The following is a 20,492-nucleotide window of genomic DNA, read 5'->3' on the forward strand; positions in this document are numbered from 1 at the left end:
ACGCGGTGCCGGAAGGTTTCGCCCCGCTGGCTATCGTGTCGGCATGGCGCACACACCCCGGCACGGCCACGACCGTGAGATCGAGACGCTCCGGGAGTTCGACGAGGTCGCCGCGCGCGGCAGCCTCGTCGGCTTCCGGCTCCAGTCGGTCGACCTGACGGAGCGTACGGAGGTGCTGCTGGCCCTCCCGGTGACGGCCGCCGTGTTCCTCGGCTGCCGGATGGAGCCGGAGGCGGCGGCGAAGGTGCGGGCCGAGGGGGCGCTCGTCTTCCCGCCCGTACCGCATGTGCCCTTCGACCCGTACCGGGGCCTGCTGTACACGCCGGACGAGCTGTTCGCGGGTCTCGCGGAGCACGGGTACGAGGGGACGCCGGACGCGCTCACCTACGCCTGGTTCGGGCGGACGCGGTCGGACGGGGACATCTTCGGCTCGATGCTGCGGGCCGTGCACGACGACGCCGTCTCCGACGCGCTGGACGAGCACCTCGCCGGGGCGCGGGTGGTGGGGGTGATGGGCGGTCACGCCATGGCGCGCGGCACGGACGCGTACGCCGGTGCCGCCCGCCTCGGCCGGAGCCTGGCCCGCGCGGGGCTGACGGTGGCGACGGGCGGCGGGCCGGGCGCCATGGAGGCCGCGAACCTCGGCGCGTACACCGCCCCCTACGGCGACACCGTGCTGGACGAGGCGCTGCTGCTGCTCGGCAAGGAGCCGTCCTTCGCGCCCTCGGTGGGCGACTGGGCGCGGGCGGCGTTCGAGGTGCGGGCCCGCTGGCCGGAGGGCGGGGCGTCGGTGGGCATACCGACCTGGTTCTACGGCCACGAGCCGCCCAACGTGTTCGCCTCGCACATCGCCAAGTACTTCGCCAACGCCACCCGCGAGGACGGGCTGCTGGCCCGCTGCACCGCGGGCGTCGTGTACCTGCCGGGCGCGGCCGGCACCGTCCAGGAGATCTTCGACAACGCGACGCCCAACTACTACGAGTCGCGGGGCGAGCCCACCCCCATGGTGCTGGTCGACCGGGCCCACTGGACCGAGCGCCTGCCGGCCTGGCCGCTGCTGCGCGCCCTCGCCGAGGGCCGGTCCATGGAGCCGCGCATCGCGCTGGTGGACGGCGTCGAGGAGGCCCCGGAGGCGCTGGCCGGGCTCGCCGGGAGCTAGCCCGCGGGCTCCCGGGTGGTGAGGCGCAGGTGCAGCGCGGCGATCGCCACGATCATCGCCGCCGCCACCAGCAGTACCACCGTCGCCGACCGGCCCGACCGCAGCAGCAGCGCCCCCGCGAGGCCGCCCGCGAACATCGCCAGCATCGCCAGGGCGCGCCGCGTCCCGACCCGCCTGCCGTGGGCGAGGGCCGCGTCGTGCAGGAGCGAGCCGCCGATGAACGCGGTCATCGTCCGGGTGACCAGCGTCGTCGGTACGCCGGGGACGGCCACCCGCATCGCGGTGACGCCGCGGATGCCCATGGCGACCGCGAGGATCGCCGTGCCCGTCACATGCCGGGCGGTGGGCATCCCGCCCGAACGGTCCAGCCCCCACACGGTGAAGGCCGCCACGCACACCAGCAGCGCCTCCACGCACAGGGAGATGCGGAACCAGCGGTGCCGGTGGGCCTGCAGGCGTCTCTCCAGCCCCGCGCCCGCCGCCGTCCCCACGGCGAACCCGGCCAGCGACGCACCCGGGGCGACCAGCGACAGCCCGCCCTCGCCGGCCGCGCCGAACGCGAGGAACAGCACGTCCCCGGTCTGCATGGCGGTGAACGCGGGACCCAGGGCGAGCAGGCTGACCGCCTCGACGAGGCCCGTCGTCACGGTCAGCAGCACGGCGTGCTGCACGAAGCGGTCGGCTGTCGGCTCCACGGCCCCACTGTGTCGGCCCCCCGTCCGGGGCGCGCGCGTACGGAGCCGGATGGCCCACCGGGCGGGCGCCGCCGCGCGGGCCGCCCGATGCTGGGCGCTGAACGGGCCCGGCGCCGCCGCCGGGCCGGAGCGACGCCCAGAGAGGTACGCCGGTATGCGCCCTGCACCCATCCGCCGCGGACGGCCCGTCCGCACCCGGAGGCGGTTCGCCGCCGCCCTGCTCGTGGCGGGAGCCTGCACGGCGGGCCTGCTCGCCGGCCCGCCCGGGGCGGTCGCCGCCGGGGAGCCGGGCCAGGCGGCCCGGGAGGACCGCGACCTGCGCGAGGCCCTGGAGGGCCTGGTCGCCTCGCCGGGCGGCCCGCCCGGGGCGATCGCCCTGCTCCAGCGGGGCCGTGACGTGCGGGTGTACCGGGCGGGGGTGGCCGACGTGGAGTCCGGCCGCCCGCCGCGGCCCGGCGACCACATGCGGCTGGCCAGTGTCTCCAAGGCGTACAGCGGCGCGGTCGCCCTCCAGCTGGTGGAGCGCGGGAAGCTGCGGCTCGACGACACCATCGGCACGCGCCTGCCCCGACTGCCGCGCGCCTGGCACAAGGTGACGCTGCGACAACTGCTGCAGCACACCAGCGGCCTGCCGGACTACACGGAGAGCCCCGAGTTCCAGCAGGCGCTGCTGTCCGACCCGCGCCGGGAGTTCGACCCGCGCCGGCTGATGGACTTCGTCGCCGACGAGCCCCTGATGTTCCGGCCCGGTTCCCGCTTCCGCTACGACAACTCCGACAACATCGTGGTCGCCCTGATGACCGAGGCGGTGACGGGCACCCCGTACGAGGAGCTGCTGCGCCGCCTCGTGTACCGGCCGCTGGACCTGCGCCGGACCAGCCTGCCGCGCGGCTACCTGCTCCCCCGTCCCTACCTGCACGGGTACGACACCGAACCGGGCCGGCCGCCCGAGGACGTCAGCACCACGTTCGGCGCCTCGTCGGTCTGGGCCTCGGGCGGCATCGTCGCCACCCCGGCGGACCTCAACACCTTCATGCGCGCCTACGCGGGCGACCGGCTCCTCTCCCCGGCAGTCCGCAAGCAGCAGACGGTCTGGGTCAACGGCTCCTCGGGCCCGCCCGGACCGGGCCGCAACCAGGCGGGCCTGGCACTGTTCCGGTACACCACCCGCTGCGGTGTGGTGCACGGCCACACGGGCAACTTCTTCGGCTACACCCAGTTCGCCGCCACCACCCCCGACGGCCGGCGGTCGGTCACCGTCTCGATCACCACCCAGACCAACGAGACCACCAAACCGGCGCTGCTGAAGCGGCTGCGGGCCGTCGAGGAGGACTTCGTCTGCGCCCTGCTGAAGCGCTAACGCGGCGCCCCGGGATCCAGCAGCCCGGCGAGGGTGTCGTACGCGCGGTCCCAGGTCCAGGCGTGCCGCACCCAGTCGCGGCCCCGGCCGCCCATGAGGCGGGCGGCCGGGCGGTCCGCCAGCAGCTCCACCAGCCGGGCGGCGACGACACGGGTGTCCCGGCCGTCCACGACACGACCGGTCTCGCCGTCGCGTACGGCGTCCGGCGCGCCGCCCGAGGCGCCGGCGAGGACCGGCAGGCCGGCCGCTGCCGCCTCCAGGTAGACGATGCCGAGGCCCTCCACCTCCAGGCCGCCCCTGCGGGTGCGGCAGGGCATGGCGAAGACGTCGGCGGCGGCGTAGACGTCCGGCATCGCGCTGTGCGGCCGTCCGCCCGCGAAGTCCACCGAGCCGGTGACACCGTGCTCGGCGGCCAGGCGCCGCAGCCTCCTCTCGTACGGGCCCGAGCCCACGAGCAGCAGCCGGGTGCCCGGCACGCGCGCGTGGACCCGGGGCAGGGCCCGTATCAGGGTGTCCTGGCCCTTGCGGGGCACCAGCCGGGCGGCGCACAGCACGACGGGCGGGGCGTCCGGGCCGGGGCGGCGGTCCGGGACCCCGGGCCGGAACGCGCCGGCGTCCACCCCGGGGACGAGCCGCTCCAGCCGGGCCCCGGGGCCGAGCGCGGCGGCGATGGGCGCCCGGGTGGCGGCGGTCAGGAAGGTGACGGCGTCCACGCCCGCGCCGACGCGGCGCAGCAGCCCCCGGGCGCCGGGCGTGCGGGCCCACCAGACCTCGTGGCCGTGGGTGGTGGCGACCAGCCGCCGCACCCCCGCCTCGCGCCGCAGCCGGCCGGCCATCAGCCCGAGGGGCGCGGCGGCGCCGAACCAGACGGTGTCGCAGCCGTGGGCGCGGGCGAGGGCGACCGCCCGGCCGGTGGCGCCGGGCGTGGGCAGCAGCATCCGGGTCCGGTCGCGGACGACGGGGTACGGCAGGGCGGCGTCGTGCGCGGCGGCGCCCGGCTCCGCCGAGGTGTACACCACGACCCGGCCGGGCGGGAAGCGGTCGGTCAGGGCCTTCACGAACGTCTCGATGCCTCCCTGGCGGGGCGGGAAGTCGTTGGTGACCACGAGCGTGCGGTGCATGGGAGCCCCCTGAGGCAGACGAGCAGGACGAAGGGGTGGACGAGGTAGCCGAAGCGGCTGGCCGGCATCAGCGCGACGGCGAGGGTCAGCCCGAGCGCGAGCCGGCGGGCCGCCTCCGGCACCGTCCGGGGTGGGCGCAGGACCAGGGACGCGGCCAGCAGGACGGCGCTCACCGCGAGCAGCCCGGCCGCGGCGACGGTGCCGCCGGGCACGTGCGCGGCGAGGAGCCGGCCGGGGAAGGGGCTGGCGGCGGGCGACGTGGTGCCGGTGAGGCCCAGCGGGAAGGCCAGCACGTGCTCGCGGAAGGCCGAGGGGGCGGCCACCGCCGCGGGCAGCACGGCGCCGCCCGCGACCGCCGCGGCCACGCCCGCGCACCGCCAGGGCGCCCCCGCCGCCCCGCGCCGGCCCCCGCCCCCGGTGTGCGGGGCGCCGCGGGTGGCGGCCAGCAGGGCGACGGCGACCGGCAGCGCGGGCCACGCCGTCCACTTGAGGGCCGCCGCCGCGCCCAGGGCGAGGCCCGCCCCGCCCGCGCGGCCCCGTCCGGCGAGGGCGAGGCCCAGGCACATCAGCCCGGCCACGGGCAGGTCGACACCGCCCACGGCGAGCGGGAGGGCGACCAGCGGGCAGGCCGCGACCGGGGCGAGCAGCCGGGGCGGGACGGTCTTCGCCGCGGCCAGTGCCCCGACGAGCACGGCGCCCGTCCACCACCGGGGGTCGCCGGGCAGCGCCCCGATGACCGCCATCCCCGGCAGGTACGGGTTGTAGTCGGCGAGCCCGGCCGGTTCGGCGGCGTACGGCACCCCGGTCGCCCTCAGCAGGGCGCCCGACCGTTCGACGACGGCCGTCTCCAGCTGGCCCCGCCCGGTGGCGACGAGCAGCAGCAGCGGTACGGCCACCGCGCCCAGCAGGGCCGCGGCGCAGGCCGCCCGGCGGCGGGGCGCGAGCAGCGCCGCTGCCGTGTAGCCGCAGGCCGCCGCGGTGCCCCACACCCGGTGCGGGGCGAGGTCCGACACGGCGGCCAGTACGGCGGCGACCGCGGCGCAGCCGCCCCAGACGGCCCGTGCCGCCCTCGTTCTGATCATGCCGTCGAGGCTAGGAATTCCCGGACTCCCGGGCGTCGTACGGCGATCCGGTCTTCCGGCTCCACCCGTGGCATGAGGTCCGGCGCGGGGATCAACCCGTGCTCCGACGCGCGCGGCGCGGGCACCCGGGACAATCGGAACCATGAACGTGCTCGTCCGAACCGTCCGCGGGGCGGTGGCCTCCCCCGCCTACCCCTGGGTCAGCGGGGCCGCCCTCACCGGCCTGACGGTCCTTGAACTGGCCCTGTTCCCGGGGTCGGTGTGGGTGGCGGGCGCGATCCTGGTGTCGTCGGCGTCGCTGATGTGGCGCCGGGCGCGCCCCGAGGTGGCGCTGCTGACGGTGGCCGCCGCGTTCGTCGGCTTCGGCGCCCATCTGAGCCTGTACCTGGTGACGATGGTGAGCGGGCTGGCGGGGTTCTACACGCTGGGCAGGCACCGGGTGCAGCATCCGGCGGTGCTGGTGGGTGCCGGGGCGCTGGCGTCGCTGGGGGTGAACCTGGTGCACATCCAGAAGTGGGCGGGCCTGCCGCCGGCGGGCAACCCGGCGCCGGCCGTGGCGGACCGGTTCGACCGGGGCCTGTACGCCGAGACGCTGCTGCTGACGGTGGTGGTGCTGGGCGCGGTGTGCGCCGGGGACGCGGTACGCGCGCGTGAGGAGGCGCGGGACGAACGGGCCGCCGCGCAGGAGCGGCTGCTCGCGATGGAGCGGCGGCAGGCGGCGGAGGCGGAACGGGCGGCGATAGCGCGGGAGTTGCACGACGTGGTGGCGCACTCGGTGTCGATGATCGCGGTGCAGGCGGAGAGCGCGACGTACACCACGCCCGGCCTGTCGCCGCAGGCGCGGGAGGCGCTCCAGCAGATCGCGGGCACGGCCCGGGCGTCGATGACCGAACTGCGCCGCCTGCTGGGGGTGTTGCGCACCCGGCCGGACGACCGGGCGGCGACGGCGCCGCAGCCGACGCTGGCGGGGCTGGAGGAGCTGGTGGAGCAGCACCGGGCGGTGGGCGGGCGGGCCGTTCTGCGGGTGTGCGGGACGCGGGTCGCGCTGCCGGCCGGGTGGGAGCTGTCGGCGTACCGCATCGTCCAGGAGGCGCTGACCAATGTGCGGCGCCATGCGCCGGGGGCGCGCACGGAGGTGGTGGTGGAGTACGGGGCGGACCGGCTGACGCTGTGCGTCGCGGACGACGGGCCGGGGCCGCCCGGCCCCCGTGCCGGGGAGGGGGACGGCGCGGGGCACGGTCTGGCCGGGATGCGGGAGCGTGCCGCGCTGCTCGGCGGGTGCGGACCGGGCCGGGGCCGGGCGGGGGTTTCGTGGTGCGGGCGGAGCTGCCGTGGTGATCCGGGCGATCGTCGCCGACGACCAGGCGGTCGTCCGCACCGGGTTCGTGAACCTGCTGGCGACGCAGGACGACATCGAGGTGGTGGGCGAGGCGGCGGACGGGGCGGAGGCGGTCCGGGTGGCCGCCGAGCAGCGGCCGGACGTGGCGCTGCTGGACATCCGGATGCCGCACAGGGACGGCATCTCGGCGGCCCGCGAGATCCTCGCCGCGCCGGGCGGCGCGACCCGGGTGCTGATGCTGACGACGTTCGACCTGGACGAGTACGTGTACGACGCGCTGGTGGCGGGGGCGAGCGGGTTCCTGCTGAAGGACGCCACGTTCCCGGAGCTGCTGCACGCGGTACGGGTGGTGGCGCGGGGCGACGCGCTGCTGGCGCCGGGGGTGACGCGGCGGCTGGTCGCCGAGTTCGCCCGGCAGCGGGCGGGGGTGCTGCCGCCGCGGCCGGTGGACGGTCTGACGGCGCGGGAGGCCGAGGTGCTGGTGCTGATCGCGCGGGGCCTGTCGAACGCGGAGATCGCGGACGCGCTGACCATCACCGATCACACCGTGAAGACCCACATCAACCGGCTGTTCGCCAAGATGGGCCTGCGCGACCGGGCGCAGGCGGTGATCCTGGCGTACGAGCTGGGGCTGGTCCTGCCGGGCGGGCGACCGGGCTGACGCACCGGCGCATCCGGCGTACCCCCGTGCCGCCCACCGTCAGTCCAGGACCACGACCTCGTCCGGGGCGAAGGTCACCCCGATGACCGCGCCCACCTCGGGCGCGTCGCGCAGGGCGCACTCGGCCTCCAGGGGCGGGCCGGTCTCCGGGCGGAGCCGTACCGCCACGTGGTGGCCGCGGAAGGTGCGGCCCTCGACCGTGCACCGCAGCCCTTCGGCGGGGTCGCCGAGCCGTACACCGGCGGGGCGCACCAGGAGGCGGGCGGCGCCCTGGGCGGATCCGGCGGGCACCGGGACCTTGCCCCACGCGGTGTCGGCCGCCTCGCCGGTCACCGTCGCCGCGACCACGTTGTCGAAGCCGAGGAACCGGGCGACGAACTCGGAGGCGGGGCGCTGCCACACCTCCAGCGGCGTACCGCTCTGGGCGATGCGGCCGTCGCGCATCACCACGACCCGGTCGGCGAGCGCGAACGCCTCGCCCTGGTCGTGGGTGACGGCCAGCACGGTGGTGCCGAGCCGCCCGAACAGCTGCCGCAGCTCGACCACGAGCCGCTCCCGCAGCCCCCGGTCGAGCTGGCCGAGCGGTTCGTCGAGCATCAGCAGCCGGGGGCTGGGGGCGAGCGCGCGGGCGAGGGCGACGCGCTGCTGCTCGCCGCCGGACAGGGCGGCGACGGCCCGCCGTTCGGCGCCGGGCAGGCCGACGAGGTCCAGCAGCTCGGCGACCCGGGCGGCCCGCTCCCGGCGGGACGCGCCGCGCATGCGCAACCCGAAGGCGACGTTGCCACCGGCGTCGTGCTGCGGGAACAGCTGGTGGTCCTGGAACATCAGCCCGACGCCGCGCCGGTGCACGGGCACGCCCGCCTGGTCGGCGCCGTCGAGCAGGACCCGCCCGGAGTCCACCGGCTGGAGCCCGGCCACCACCCGCAGCAGGGTCGACTTGCCGCTGCCGCTGGGCCCGAGGACGCACACGGTCTCGTGGTCGGCGACGTCCAGGGACACTGCGTCCAGGGCCGTCCGGGTGCCGAAGCGTACGGTGACGCCGGTCAGGGCGAGCATGGTCACAGCTCCCCGGGGCGGTCGGTACGGATGCGTTCGAGGAGCAGCAGGGACACCGCGCACACCACCATCAGGATCGTCGAGAGGGCCATCGCCTGGCCGTAGTTGAGGTCGCCGGGGCGGCCGAGGAGCCGGGCGACGGCGACCGGCAGGGTCGGGTTGTCGGGGCGGGCGATGAAGACGGTCGCCCCGAACTCGCCGAGGGACACCGCGAACGCGAACCCGGCCGCGACCAGCAGCGCCCGCCGCACCAGCGGCAGGTCCACCTCGCGCCACACCCGCCACGGCGAGGCGCCGAGCACCGCGGCGGCCTCGCGCAGCCGGGCGTCCACCGCGCGCAGCACCGGCAGCATGGTCCGTACGACGAAGGGGACGCCGACCAGGGCCTGGGCGAGCGGCACCAGGATCCACGACGAGCGCAGGTCCAGCGGCGGCTCGTCCAGGGTGATCAGGAAGCCGAAGCCGACGGTGACGGCGGACACCCCGAGCGGCAGCATCAGCAGGGCGTCGAAGCCCCGCACCACCTTCCCGGCGCGCCGGGTGAGGGCCGCCGCGGCGAGGCCGCCGATCACCAGGGCGATCGCGGTGGCGGCCAGGGCGTACTGGAGGGAGTTGCCGATGGCCTCGACGGGCGGGACGAGGAAGGTGCCGCCGCTCGCGCCGGCGTCCTGGAGGGCCCGGTAGTAGCCGAGCCCGCCGCCGAAGGAGCGCTGGACGAGCACCGCGAGCGGCAGCAGGAGCAGCAGCACCACGGTGAGCAGGACGCCGCCGAGCAGCGCCCACTGCCCGGCTCCGCGCGGCGGGCGGGCGGTGAGCGCCGGGTCGACCAGCCGCAGCGCGGTCTCCCGCCGGCGTACCGTCCGGGCGTGGACGGCGAGGATGGCGCCGACGGCGGCGAACTGGACCAGCGTCAGCACCGCGGCGGTCGGCAGGTCGAGGAGCTGCGCGGTCTGCCGGTAGATCTCCGACTCCAGCGTCCGGTAGGCGGGCCCGCCGAGGATCTGCACGATGCCGAAGGAGGTGTACGTGAAGAGGAAGACCATCAGCGCGGCGGCGGCCACGGCGGGGCCGAGCGCGGGCAGGGTCACCCGCCGCCAGGCGCCGAGCCGGGACGCGCCGAGGACCCGGGCGGCCTCCTCCTGCCGGGGGTCGAGCTGCGCCCACAGGCCGCCGACCGTGCGGACGACGACGGCGTAGTTGAAGAAGACGTGCGCGAGGAGGATGGCCCACACGGTGGTGTCGAGCCGGACGCCCCACAGGTCGTCGAGCAGGCCGCCCCGGCCGAGGACAGCGAGGAACGCGGTGCCGGCGACGACGGTCGGCAGGACGAACGGCACGGTGACGACCGCCCGGAGGACCTGCTTGCCGGGGAAGGCGAAGCGGGCGAAGACATACGCCCCGGGGAGCGCGATCAGCAGGGTGAGCGCGGTGGAGGCGAGCGCCTGCCAGGTGGTGAACCACAGCACGTCCAGGATGTCCGGTCGGCCGAGGACCTCCCCGAGCCGCCCGAACTGCCAGGCCCCGTCCTCGGCGCGCAGCCCGCGGCCGGTGATGGCGGCGACGGGGTAGGCGAAGAAGACGGCGAAGAACGCCACGGGCAGGGCCATCAGCCCGGCCCGCAGCGCGCCGCCGCGGGCCCCGGTCCGGCCGGTGCCGGACCGGGGGGCGGTGGGCCGGGCCGTTGCGGGCCGGGTCACTTCAGGACGAGCGGGGTCCATGCCTGGATCCACCCGTCGCGCTTCTGGGCGATCTTCCCGGCGGCGACGGTGTACGGGTCGGCCACCGTGACGCCGTGCCGGGTGAACAGCTCGGGCAGGACGGCGTCCTTCGCGACGGGGTTCACGAACATCTGGAGCGGCATGTCCTCCTGGAACTTCTTGCCGATCAGGAAGTCGATCAGGGCCTTGCCGCCGTCGGGGTTCTTCGCCCCGGTCAGCAGGCCCGCGAACTCGGTCTGGCGGAAGCAGGTGCCGGTGGCCACACCGGTCGGCGCCACGGTGGGCCGCGGGTCGGCGTACAGCACCTCGACGGGCGGGCTGGAGGCGTACGACACGACGAGCGGCCGGTCGCCGCCCGCCTTCCGGCCGCCGGCGGAGCCGGAGAACTCCTGGTTGTAGGCCAGCTCCCAGCTGTCGACGACCTTCACGCCGTTGCCCTTGAGCTTCTTCCAGTAGTCCTGCCAGCCGTCGTCGCCGTACCGGGCGGCGGTACCGAGCAGGAAGCCGAGGCCGGGCGAGGAGCGCTCGGGGTTCTCGACGACGAGGAGGTCCTTGTAGGCGGGCTTCGCGAGGTCGTCGAAGGTCTTCGGCGGCGCCAGCTTCTTGTCCGCGAAGTACTTCTTGTCGTAGTTGACGCAGATGTCGCCGGTGTCGACGGGGGTCACCCGGTGCTCGCCCTTGTCGAGCTGCACGGCGTCGGGGACCCGCTCCAGGCCCTTGGCCTCGTACGGCTCGAACAGGCCGTTGTCCAGCGCGCGGGACAGCAGGGTGTTGTCGACGCCGAAGAAGACGTCGCCCTGCGGGGCGCCCTTGGTGAGGATCGCCTTGTTGACGGCCTCGCCGGCGTCGCCGCTCTTGAGGACCTTGACGGTGTAGCCGGTCTGCCGGGTGAACTCCTTCAGGACGGCCGGGGAGGCGTTGAAGGAGTCGTGGCTGACGAGCGTCACGGTCTTCGGCTTCTTCGCGCCGCCGTCGCCGCCGGCCGAGCCGGAGTCACCGCCGCAGGCGGTGAGCGTGGTGACGCCCAGCGCGGCGGCGAGGGCGCCGACCGCGATCTTCGTGGTGGTGCTCACTGATGTTCCTCCTGGGTGTGACCAGGAAGAGACGCGGCCCTGCCCACCGGATCCGTCCGGCGGGCAGGGCGCAACAGCTCGAGTAACGACCGAACTTCCTACCCAGAATGACCTGGGCGAGGTTCAGAGGGTCTGCGGCCCGCGTGCTGCACGCGGCGACCGCACTCTCAGCGCTGTGGCGCTCCCCTGTCGGAATATGCAGGTGTGTTCGAGCCCAGAGTACAAGCTCACCTCTCGGCGGCCGCCAGCTGTCCACAGGCGCCGTCGATCTCCTGCCCGCGGGTGTCACGGACGGTGACCGGGACGCCATGGGAGGCGATGGCCTCCACGAACGCCTTCTCGTCCTCGGGGCGGGACGCGGTCCACTTGGAGCCGGGCGTCGGGTTGAGCGGGATCAGGTTGACGTGGACGCGCTTGCCCTTGAGCAGCCGGCCCAGGAGGTCGCCGCGCCATGCCTGGTCGTTGATGTCGCGGATCAGGGCGTACTCGATGGAGACGCGGCGGCCCGACTTCTCGGCGTACTCCCAGGCGGCGTCCAGCACCTCGCGGACCTTCCAGCGGGTGTTCACCGGCACGAGGGTGTCGCGCAGCTCGTCGTCGGGGGCGTGCAGCGAGACGGCGAGGCGGCACTTGAAGCCCTCGTCGGCGAAGCGCAGCATGGCCGGGACGAGGCCGACGGTGGAGACGGTGATGCCGCGCTGCGACAGCCCGAGCCCGTCCGGCTCGGGGTCGGTGAGGCGGCGGATCGCGCCGACGACCCGCTTGTAGTTGGCGAGCGGCTCGCCCATGCCCATGAAGACGATGTTGGACAGCCGCGCCGGGCCGCCCGGCACTTCGCCGTCCCGCAGGGCGCGCATGCCGTCCACGATCTGGTGCACGATCTCGGCCGTCGACAGGTTCCGGTCGAGGCCGGCCTGGCCGGTGGCGCAGAACGGGCAGTTCATGCCGCAGCCCGCCTGCGAGGAGATGCACATGGTGACCCGGTCGGGATACCGCATCAGCACCGACTCGACCAGCGTCCCGTCGTGCAGCCGCCACAGCGTCTTGCGGGTGGTGTCGTCGTCGCACGAGATGTGCCGGACGACCGACATCAGGTCGGGCAGCAGCTCGCCCGCCAGCTTCTCCCGGGACGCGGCGGGGATGTCCGTCCACTGCGCCGGGTCGTGCGCGTACCGCGCGAAGTAGTGCTGGGAGAGCTGCTTGGCGCGGAACGGCTTCTCACCGATCGCGGCGACGGCCTCCTTGCGCTCGGCGGGCGTCAGGTCGGCGAGGTGGCGCGGCGGCTTCGTGGCTCCGCGCGGGGCGACGAAGGTGAGCTCTCCCGGGGCGGGGCGTGGCATGACCTGGTACTCCTCAGTAGGACGAGGCCGCGGTACGGGAGCCGGGAGACCTCACCGGATGATCCCCGCGCGGGGCGCGGAGCCGAAAGGGCCCGCCGCGCCGGTGCGGCGAGCCCTTCCAGGGTAACCGGACGGCGCCGCGGCCCGTCCCGCCGGAGATCCGGCGGGCGGCGGCGCCCCTCGGCGGGGTCAGCCCGAGCCGGTGAACACCACCAGCAGCAGCCACACCACCGGGGCGGTCGGCAGCAGGGAGTCCAGCCGGTCCATGATGCCGCCGTGGCCGGGCAGCAGCGTCCCCATGTCCTTGATGCCCAGGTCCCGCTTGATCATGGACTCGCCGAGGTCGCCCAGCGTGGCGCTGGCCGCGACCGCGAGGCCCAGCAGCAGCCCCTGCCACCAGGTGCCGCCGTCGATGGCGAACTCCATGCACAGCGCGCCCGCCGCCATCGCGAACGCCACCGCTCCCAGCAGGCCCTCACGGGTCTTGCCGGGGCTGATGCGCGGCGCCAGCTTCGTCCGGCCGAAACGCCAGCCGACGGCGTACGCGCCGGTGTCGCTGACCACCGTCAGCAGCAGGAACGTCAGCACCCGCCACGGACCGTCGTCCGCGGTGAGCATCATCGCCACGAACGTCGCCAGGAACGGCACGTAGAAGGCGGCGAACACCCCGGCCGTGACGTCCCGCAGATAGTTCTCCGGCGGTTCGGTCATCCGCCACACCAGCACCGCGAGCGCCGTCAGGGCCATGGCGACCCAGGCGCCCTCGGCGCCCCGCACATACCCGGCGACCACCATGGCCGCGCCGCCCACGGCGAGCGGCACCAGCGGCGCCCGGATGCCCTTGCGCTCCTGGAGGCGGGACGTCAGCTCCCACAGGCCGACCACCACGGCGACGGCGATCACCCCGACGAACACGGCCTTGACCACGAACAGCGACGCGACGATCACCGCGCCCAGGCCGACGCCGACCCCTATGGCCGCCCGCAGGTCCCGGCCGGCCCGCTTCTTCTGCCTGCCCCGCGCGCCCGGCTGCTCGGCACCCGGCTGCTCGGCACCGGGCCGCTCGGCGCCCGGCCGCTGCGGGGGCTGCTCCGCGCCGGACCACTCCGGGGGCTGCGGCGCCCCCGGTCCGGGCGGCCCCGGCCGGGGCGCTTCAGGCTGCGCGCCGGGCAGGGGCTCCTGCGCGCCGCCGTCGGGCCGGTGCGGCTGCCGGAACCCCGGCCGCCGCGGCGTCTCGTCGCGGAACGGGGGACCGCTCTGCGGAGCGGTCCCCCGGTCGCGGTCGTCCTGGTCTCCACCGGAGTCTCCGCCGGCGGGAACGTCGGGCACGATGGGCATGGGCCGAGTCTGCTGTGCCTCATGCCCGTCGTAGGCGGGACCCGCCGGGGCCGCCGGGGCGAACCCCGGGTGGTACCCCTGGTCGGGCGGACCCCACTGACCGCCTCTCGGCGGGGCCCCCCAGGATGAGTCGTTCATCAGACCTCGAGCAGCTCGGCTTCCTTGTGCTTGAGCAGCTCGTCCACCTGCGTGACGTACTTCGCGGTGGTGTCGTCGAGCTCCTTCTCCGCGCGGCGGCCCTCGTCCTCGCCGACCTCGCCGTCCTTGACGAGCTTGTCGATCGTCTCCTTGGCCTTGCGGCGCACCGAGCGGATCGAGATCTTCGAGTCCTCCGCCTTGCCCTTGGCCACCTTGATGTACTCGCGGCGGCGCTCCTCGGTCAGCTCCGGGAACACCACACGGATGATGTTGCCGTCGTTGCTCGGGTTGACGCCCAGGTCCGAGTCGCGGATGGCCTGCTCGATGTTGCGCAGCGCGCTCTTGTCGAACGGGGTCACCACGGCCATGCGCGGCTCCGGCACGGAGAACGACGCCAGCTGGTTGATCGGCGTGATCGCGCCGTAGTACTCGGCCACGATCTTGTTGAACATGGCCGGGTGCGCACGTCCCGTACGGATCGCGGCGAAGTCCTCCTTGGCGACCAGGACGGCCTTCTCCATCTTCTCCTCTGCCTCGAGGAGGGTCTCTTCGATCACCACTTGCTCCTGCGTGTCTATGAGTAGGCCCGGCGTACAAAGGGCTGCGGAACCTGCGTCGCGTCTGTTCCCTGCACGGTGTCCGACCGGCAGGGCTTTGTCCATCCCCTCGCGGGGCACCCCGGGAGGCCGGTGCCGGCCGCCCGCGGATCCGGGGCTCAGCTCCTGGTGCCCTGGTCGCTCACGAGAGTGCCGATCTTCTCACCCTTCACGGCCCGGGCGATATTGCCCGCCGCGAGCAGCTCGAAGACGAGGATCGGGAGGTTGTTGTCGCGGCAGAGGGTGATGGCGGTGGCGTCGGCGACCTTGAGGTCGCGGGAGAGCACCTCGCCGTACTCCAGCGCGTCGAACCGCACCGCGTCCGGGTTGGCCTTGGGGTCGGAGTCGTACACCCCGTCCACCCCGTTCTTGCCCATGAGGAGAGCTTCCGCGTCGATCTCCAGGGCACGCTGGGCGGCGGTGGTGTCGGTGGAGAAGTACGGCATGCCCATGCCCGCGCCGAAGATCACGACGCGTCCCTTCTCCAGGTGCCGCACCGCGCGCAGCGGGATGTACGGCTCGGCGACCTGGCCCATGGTGATGGCCGTCTGGACCCGGGAGTCGATGCCCTCCTTCTCCAGGAAGTCCTGGAGGGCGAGGCAGTTCATCACCGTGCCGAGCATGCCCATGTAGTCGGAGCGGGCCCGGTCCATGCCGCGCACCTGCAGCTCCGCGCCGCGGAAGAAGTTGCCGCCGCCGATGACGACCGCGATCTCCGCGCCGTCCCGGACGACCGCCGCGATCTCGCGCGCGATGGCGTGTACGACGTCGGGATCGACGCCGAGGCCGCCCCCGCCGGCGAACGCCTCGCCGGACAGCTTCAGCATGAAGCGGCCGGCCTTTTTACCGGTGTTGTCGTCGCCCTGTGCGGCGCCCTGGTTCATGGAGATCTCCTCGTGCACATACGAAGAAGGCCATTGCCGGTGGGTCTGCTGTCCCTACGGCAATGGCCTCCTCGTCAGATCTGTGGCCGCCGGCGCTCACGCGACCGACCGTCCACTGGGAAAACCCTAGCGGGATCCCGTGTCGAGCGCGTACCGGCTCAGATGCCGACCTTGATGCGGCTGAAGCGCTTCAGGGTGACACCGGCCTCGTCCAGGACCTTCTGGACGGACTTCTTGTTGTCCAGCGCGTACGGCTGACCCAGGAGGGTGGCGTCCTTGAAGAAGCCGTTGAGGCGACCCTCGACGATCTTCGGGAGCGCGGCCTCGGGCTTGCCCTCGGCACGGGTGGTCTCCTCGGCGACACGACGCTCGGCCTCGACGACCTCGGCCGGCACGTCCTCCTTGGAGAGGTACTTCGGGGCGAACGCGGCGATGTGCTGCGCGATGCCCTTGGCGACCTCGGCGTTCTCCTTGTCGAGCTCGACGAGGACACCGATCTGCGGCGGCAGGTCGGGCATCGTGCGGTGCATGTACGCCGCGACGTAACCACCGGAGAACTGCGCGAAGCGGTCCAGGACGATCTTCTCGCCGAGGTTGGCGTTGGCCTCGTCGACGTACGCCTGGACGGTCTTGCCGGCCTCGATCTCGGACGCGAGCAGCGCCTCGATGTCGGCGGGGGACGTCTTGGCGACGTGCTCGGCGAGGGCCTTCGCGACGCTCTGGAACTTCTCGCCCTTGGCGACGAAGTCCGTCTCGCACTTCAGCTCGACGATGACACCCGAGGTGTTGTCGTCGGCGATCACCGAGACGACGGCACCGTTCTCGGCGGAACGGCCCTCGCGCTTGGCGACGCCCTTCTGGCCCTTGATGCGCAGCGCCTCGACGGCCTTGTCGACGTTGCCCTCGGACTCGTCGAGCGCCTTCTTGCAGTCCATCATGCCGGCGCCGGTGAGCTCGCGGAGCTTCTTGACGTCAGCGGCGGTGTAGTTCGCCATGATCTGTGAGTCTCTTTCGAAGTCTGGAAGATCTACGAAGATCTACGGGTGGACGGCGGGAGCGGCACGCGCCCCCGCCGTCGATCCGAACCTGAAGGTCAGGCCTGCTCGGCGTCCGCGGCCGGAGCCTCGGCGGCCGGAGCCTCAGCAGCGGCGGGAGCCTCGGCGGCCGGAGCCTCCGCGGCGGCCTCGGCCGGCTTCTCGGCCTCGTCCGAGTCGGCCTTCTTCTCGCCGCCCTCGAGCAGGTCGCGCTCCCACTCGGCCAGCGGCTCGCCCGCGGCCTTCTCGCCCGGCTTCTGGTCACCGGTCGCGGCACCGGAACGGGCGATGAGGCCCTCGGCGACGGCGTCGGCGATCACGCGGGTGAGCAGGGTGACGGAGCGGATCGCGTCGTCGTTGCCCGGGATCTTGTAGTCGACCTCGTCGGGGTCGCAGTTGGTGTCGAGGATCGCGACGACCGGGATGTGGAGCTTGCGCGCCTCACCGACGGCGATGTGCTCCTTCTTGGTGTCGACGATCCAGACGGCGCTCGGCACCTTCTGCATCTCGCGGATACCGCCGAGGGTCTTCTCCAGCTTGGCCTTCTCGCGCGAGAGGACCAGGAGCTCCTTCTTGGTCAGACCCGAGGCCGCGACGTCGTCGAAGTCGATGGCCTCCAGCTCCTTGAGGCGCTGCAGACGCTTGTAGACGGTCGAGAAGTTGGTGAGCATGCCGCCCAGCCAGCGCTGGTTGACGTACGGCATGCCGACGCGCGTCGCCTGCTCGGCGATGGCCTCCTGGGCCTGCTTCTTCGTACCGACGAACATGATGGAGCCGCCGTGCGCGACGGTCTCCTTGACGAACTCGTAGGCGCGGTCGATGTACGACAGCGACTGGAGCAGGTCGATGATGTAGATGCCGTTGCGCTCGGTGAAGATGAAGCGCTTCATCTTCGGGTTCCAGCGACGGGTCTGGTGACCGAAGTGGACGCCGCTCTCCAGCAGCTCCCGCATCGTGACGACGGCCATGGCCGTATCTCCTTGGTTCTCGGTTGTGTCCTGACGCCCCGACGCGCTGTGCCACGAATGGACCGAAGAGCGCTGCCACGACTCGTGAGGGAGGTGGCGGGGCGTGCGAAGTCGACCCGGGTGGCCCGGGTCGCCAGAAGAAGTGTACGGGACCCCGGCAGCGCCGGGTGACGGCGCTGTCCACAACCGGCCGGTTGTCCACAGGCCCGGACCAAGATCAGCGCGACCCGCCCGGGCCGGGCCACAGTGACTCCATGCACACCACGACCACGATCACGACGACGATCACGACAACGACGACCTGCGGGCTGCTCCTGACGGCGCTCACCGCGCTGGTCCCGGCCACCCCGAACATCCGGGCCTCGGTCACCCCGATCGCCTCGGTCACTCCGGCCACAGGCTCCCGCTGGCCCGTGGGCCCACCGCGCCCCGAGATCGAACGAGGCTGGGAGCCTCCAGCCTCCCCCTACGGGCCGGGCCACCGCGGCGTCGACCTCGCCGCCCCGCCCGGCACCCCGATCCGCGCCCCACTGGCCGGCCGCGTCACCTTCGCCGGCCCCGTCGCGGGCCGGGGCGTCCTGACCCTCACCCACCCCCACACCGGCACCCCGCCCCTGCGCACCACCTACGAACCGGTACGCCCCCTCGTCCCCCCGGGCGCCGACGTCCCGGTCGGCCAAGTGGTGGCCGAAGTGACCGGAGGCCCCACGCACTGCGCCACGGGCTGCCTCCACTGGGGCCTGCGCCGCGCGGACACCTACCTGAACCCACTGAACCTGATCCGCCGGGCACCCTCACGGCTACTGCCGGTGAGCGGGCCGGGGGGCGGGGACGGGGGTGGGGGCGGGGGTGGAGTTCGGGGCGGGATTCGGGGCGGGGGTGGGAGCTGGAGGGAGGTAGGGGCGGAGGTGGGTGCTTGACCGGGGGCGGGTCTTCAGCCAGTGGGCCGGCCAGGGGGCGTGGGTGCCCAGCACGGGGCATCCGGCCAGGAATGGCGGGGCGCGGGTGCCTGGGCAGGCGGGGGGCGCGGGTGCCTGGCCGGGGGGTGGCGGACGTGGGCGCCTAGCCGGGTGGCTGGTTGCGGGTTCCCGGGCAGGCGGGGCGCGGGTGCCTGGGCAGGCGGGGGGCGCGGGTGCCTGGGCAGGCGGGGGGCCCGGTCGGTTGCGGGCAGGGGCGCAGCCAGGGACCGGAGGCGGTGGCACTGCGCTGCCGTATGCGTGGCGGGAGGGGGAGGCGGGGTGGGTGGGGGGGAGGGGGGCGGGGGGGGAGGGCCCCCTCCCTGATGGGACCGGGGCCTGACGCTCAGGTCCCGCGCAGGCAACGGCGCACCACTGCGGGGCCTCCCGTACTCAGCGGGGCGCCCGGGGCGGGCGGCCGACCCTGTGCACCGGCGCTCGGCGGCTTGGCGTACCCGGGGCGTGGGGGCGCGGATGCCTACCCCGCCCGCGAAAGCCCCGCCGCGGAGCGTTACGCGCCGCGTACGCCCCGGAGGGCCATGGAGACGGCCGTCTCGGCGATCTCGGTGGGGTCCTCCGCCGCACCGAGTTCGATCCGGCGCACCGCCGCGTCGACGACGCCCTGGAGCAGCATGGCGGCGAGCCTCGGCTGTGCCTGGCCCAGTTCGGCCAGGGCTTCGACGATCATGGCGACGAGTCCGCCGTGTGCGGCGCGGATCTTTTCGCGGGCCCCGTCGTCCAGTTCACGGGCGGAGATCGCGACGACGGCCCGGTGCCGCCGGTCGCCGACGAGGGCGAGCTGGGTCCGGACGTACGCCTCGACCTTGCCCTCGGGTGTCTGGGCCGCCTGCATGGCGGCTTCGACCTCTGCCGCCCACACGGGGAAGTCGACGGCGCAGAGTTCTTCGACGACGGCCGCGCGGGAGCGGAAGTACTCGTACACGGACGACCGGGCGAGGCCGGTGCGCTCGGCGAGGGCGGGGAAGGTCAGCGCCTCCGTCCCGCCTTCGGACAACAGGGAACGCGCGGCGTCCAGCAGGGCGCCGCGCTGCATGGTCCGGTGCTCGGCCACGGAGGCCGCTCGAATCCTGGGCACGGCTCCACTTTACGACCGCCTGTTCGGCTTCAGCGTCCCGCGTCGGCCAGCTTGGCCCTCAGCTGGAGTACCGACTTGGTGTGGATCTGGCTGACCCGGCTCTCGGTGACGCCCAGGACGTTGCCGATTTCGGCCAGGGTCAGGCCCTCGTAGTAGTAGAGCGTGACGACGGTCTTCTCACGCTCGGGGAGGGTGTTGATGGCGCGGGCGAGCAGCCGTCTGAGCTCCCGGTCCTCGGCGACTTCGACGGGGTCGTCCGCGGCGGTGTCCTCGAGGGTGTCCATGAGGCTGAGCCGGTCGCCGCCCTCGCCTCCGACGTGGAGGAGTTCTTCGAGGGCGACGACGTTCGCCAGGGACAACTGGCTGAAAACGGCGTGCAGTTCCTCCAGGGCGATGCCCATTTCGGAGGCGACCTCGCTCTCCGAGGGGGTGCGCCGCAGGCCGGCCTCCAGGGTGGCGTAGGCGCGTTCCACGGCCCGCGCCTTCTGGCGGACGGAGCGGGGGATCCAGTCGAGGGCGCGCAGTTCGTCGATCATCGCGCCGCGGATGCGGGTGATGGCGTACGTCTCGAACTTGATCGACCGCTCGATGTCGAACTTCTCGATCGCGTCGATGAGGCCGAAGACTCCGGAGGAGACGAAGTCGGCCTGCTCGACGTTGGACGGCAGGCCGACGCTGACCCGGCCGGCGACGTACTTCACCAGGGGCGAGTAGTGCAGGATCAGTTGTTCCCGCAGTCGCTCGTCGCCCGTGTCCTTGTACGACCGCCACAGCTCGTCGACCGACGAGGGCGCGGCCGGGCGCATGGTGCCCCGGGCGGCGGGGGGCACCGCTGCGCGGTCGGACCCGGAGGTGTGCTGGGGCATGCGTCGCCTTGA

The 20,492-nt window shown here is 74.0% G+C and carries 19 protein-coding genes, 1 pseudogene and 1 riboswitch; of the genes and pseudogenes, 5 read left to right on the top strand and 15 right to left on the bottom strand.

The genetic code is table 11. The features are described from left to right. The first annotated feature begins 43 nt into the window (after positions 1–43). Positions 44–1,159 (top strand): LOG family protein, encoded by a 1,116-nt coding sequence (locus ACF08D_RS30275; RefSeq protein ID WP_392227256.1) that lies wholly within the window; start codon positions 44–46, stop codon positions 1,157–1,159. On the opposite strand, the gene ACF08D_RS30280 is transcribed toward ACF08D_RS30275, so the two are convergent. Then, on the bottom strand, positions 1,156–1,854 hold the full coding sequence (locus ACF08D_RS30280; protein WP_392227258.1) for a YoaK family protein: 699 nt from the start codon (positions 1,852–1,854) through the stop codon (positions 1,156–1,158). The two genes, ACF08D_RS30275 and ACF08D_RS30280, sit on opposite strands and share 4 nt — an antisense overlap. 154 nt (positions 1,855–2,008) lie before the next feature. Between ACF08D_RS30280 and ACF08D_RS30285 the strand changes: the two genes are divergently transcribed. Next, the gene (locus ACF08D_RS30285) at positions 2,009–3,214 is read left to right on the top strand and encodes a serine hydrolase domain-containing protein (RefSeq protein ID WP_392227260.1); all 1,206 of its coding nucleotides are present in this window, start codon (positions 2,009–2,011) and stop codon (positions 3,212–3,214) included. Here ACF08D_RS30285 and ACF08D_RS30290 read toward each other — a convergent pair. Then, positions 3,211–4,335, bottom strand: coding sequence for a glycosyltransferase family 4 protein (locus tag ACF08D_RS30290; protein WP_392227262.1), 1,125 nt, complete (start codon positions 4,333–4,335; stop codon positions 3,211–3,213). The two genes, ACF08D_RS30285 and ACF08D_RS30290, sit on opposite strands and share 4 nt — an antisense overlap. Next, positions 4,269–5,417, bottom strand: a complete 1,149-nt coding sequence (locus tag ACF08D_RS30295; protein ID WP_392227264.1) for a glycosyltransferase 87 family protein — start codon at positions 5,415–5,417, stop codon at positions 4,269–4,271. Before ACF08D_RS30295 ends, ACF08D_RS30290 begins: the two co-directional genes overlap by 67 nt. A 142-nt stretch (positions 5,418–5,559) precedes the next feature. Here ACF08D_RS30295 and ACF08D_RS30300 point away from each other — a divergent pair. Then, a pseudogene (locus tag ACF08D_RS30300) lies at positions 5,560–6,755 on the top strand (sensor histidine kinase). After that, the gene (locus ACF08D_RS30305) at positions 6,749–7,417 is read left to right on the top strand and encodes a response regulator (RefSeq protein ID WP_392227266.1); all 669 of its coding nucleotides are present in this window, start codon (positions 6,749–6,751) and stop codon (positions 7,415–7,417) included. Before ACF08D_RS30300 ends, ACF08D_RS30305 begins: the two are co-directional and overlap by 7 nt. A 39-nt stretch (positions 7,418–7,456) precedes the next feature. On the opposite strand, the gene ACF08D_RS30310 is transcribed toward ACF08D_RS30305, so the two are convergent. The 10 genes from ACF08D_RS30310 to ACF08D_RS30355 all read right to left on the bottom strand — a co-directional run bounded on the left by ACF08D_RS30310 (position 7,457) and on the right by ACF08D_RS30355 (position 17,950). Continuing rightward, entirely contained in the window at positions 7,457–8,473 is a 1,017-nt protein-coding gene (locus tag ACF08D_RS30310; protein WP_392227268.1) for an ABC transporter ATP-binding protein, read from the bottom strand. Between the two features lie 2 nt (positions 8,474–8,475). Continuing rightward, positions 8,476–10,080, bottom strand: coding sequence for an ABC transporter permease (locus tag ACF08D_RS30315; RefSeq protein ID WP_392227438.1), 1,605 nt, complete (start codon positions 10,078–10,080; stop codon positions 8,476–8,478). Between the two features lie 86 nt (positions 10,081–10,166). Then, entirely contained in the window at positions 10,167–11,264 is a 1,098-nt protein-coding gene (locus tag ACF08D_RS30320) for a thiamine ABC transporter substrate binding subunit (protein WP_392227270.1), read from the bottom strand. Positions 11,265–11,341: 77 nt separating this feature from the next. Further along, positions 11,342–11,462: riboswitch (TPP riboswitch) on the bottom strand. Between the two features lie 29 nt (positions 11,463–11,491). Next, complete coding sequence (gene rlmN / locus ACF08D_RS30325) at positions 11,492–12,604, bottom strand: 23S rRNA (adenine(2503)-C(2))-methyltransferase RlmN (RefSeq protein ID WP_392227271.1); 1,113 nt, start codon at positions 12,602–12,604, stop codon at positions 11,492–11,494. Positions 12,605–12,793: 189 nt separating this feature from the next. Beyond that, a complete protein-coding gene (locus ACF08D_RS30330) occupies positions 12,794–14,080 on the bottom strand; it encodes a phosphatidate cytidylyltransferase (RefSeq protein WP_392227273.1) in 1,287 nt (428 codons plus the stop codon). Beyond that, positions 14,080–14,637 (bottom strand): ribosome recycling factor, encoded by a 558-nt coding sequence (frr, locus tag ACF08D_RS30335; protein ID WP_392227275.1) that lies wholly within the window; start codon positions 14,635–14,637, stop codon positions 14,080–14,082. Before frr ends, ACF08D_RS30330 begins: the two co-directional genes overlap by 1 nt. Positions 14,638–14,795: 158 nt before the next feature. Continuing rightward, on the bottom strand, positions 14,796–15,560 hold the full coding sequence (gene pyrH / locus ACF08D_RS30340; protein WP_392227277.1) for a UMP kinase: 765 nt from the start codon (positions 15,558–15,560) through the stop codon (positions 14,796–14,798). 158 nt (positions 15,561–15,718) lie between these two features. Then, positions 15,719–16,555, bottom strand: a complete 837-nt coding sequence (gene tsf / locus ACF08D_RS30345) for a translation elongation factor Ts (RefSeq protein ID WP_392227279.1) — start codon at positions 16,553–16,555, stop codon at positions 15,719–15,721. Between the two features lie 98 nt (positions 16,556–16,653). Further along, entirely contained in the window at positions 16,654–17,562 is a 909-nt protein-coding gene (gene rpsB, locus ACF08D_RS30350) for a 30S ribosomal protein S2 (protein WP_392227281.1), read from the bottom strand. Between the two features lie 217 nt (positions 17,563–17,779). After that, positions 17,780–17,950 (bottom strand): hypothetical protein, encoded by a 171-nt coding sequence (locus ACF08D_RS30355; RefSeq protein ID WP_392227460.1) that lies wholly within the window; start codon positions 17,948–17,950, stop codon positions 17,780–17,782. 25 nt (positions 17,951–17,975) lie between these two features. On the opposite strand from ACF08D_RS30355, the gene ACF08D_RS30360 reads away from it, so the two are divergent. Continuing rightward, positions 17,976–18,482 (top strand): M23 family metallopeptidase, encoded by a 507-nt coding sequence (locus ACF08D_RS30360; RefSeq protein WP_392227440.1) that lies wholly within the window; start codon positions 17,976–17,978, stop codon positions 18,480–18,482. A gap of 547 nt (positions 18,483–19,029) precedes the next feature. Here ACF08D_RS30360 and ACF08D_RS30365 read toward each other — a convergent pair. Beyond that, complete coding sequence (locus tag ACF08D_RS30365; RefSeq protein ID WP_392227442.1) at positions 19,030–19,590, bottom strand: TetR/AcrR family transcriptional regulator; 561 nt, start codon at positions 19,588–19,590, stop codon at positions 19,030–19,032. Between the two features lie 53 nt (positions 19,591–19,643). After that, the gene (gene whiG, locus ACF08D_RS30370) at positions 19,644–20,480 is read right to left on the bottom strand and encodes an RNA polymerase sigma factor WhiG (RefSeq protein ID WP_392227283.1); all 837 of its coding nucleotides are present in this window, start codon (positions 20,478–20,480) and stop codon (positions 19,644–19,646) included. Positions 20,481–20,492: the final 12 nt, after the last annotated feature.

Source organism: Streptomyces sp. NPDC015131 (assembly GCF_043079975.1).
Classification (GTDB): domain Bacteria; phylum Actinomycetota; class Actinomycetes; order Streptomycetales; family Streptomycetaceae; genus Streptomyces.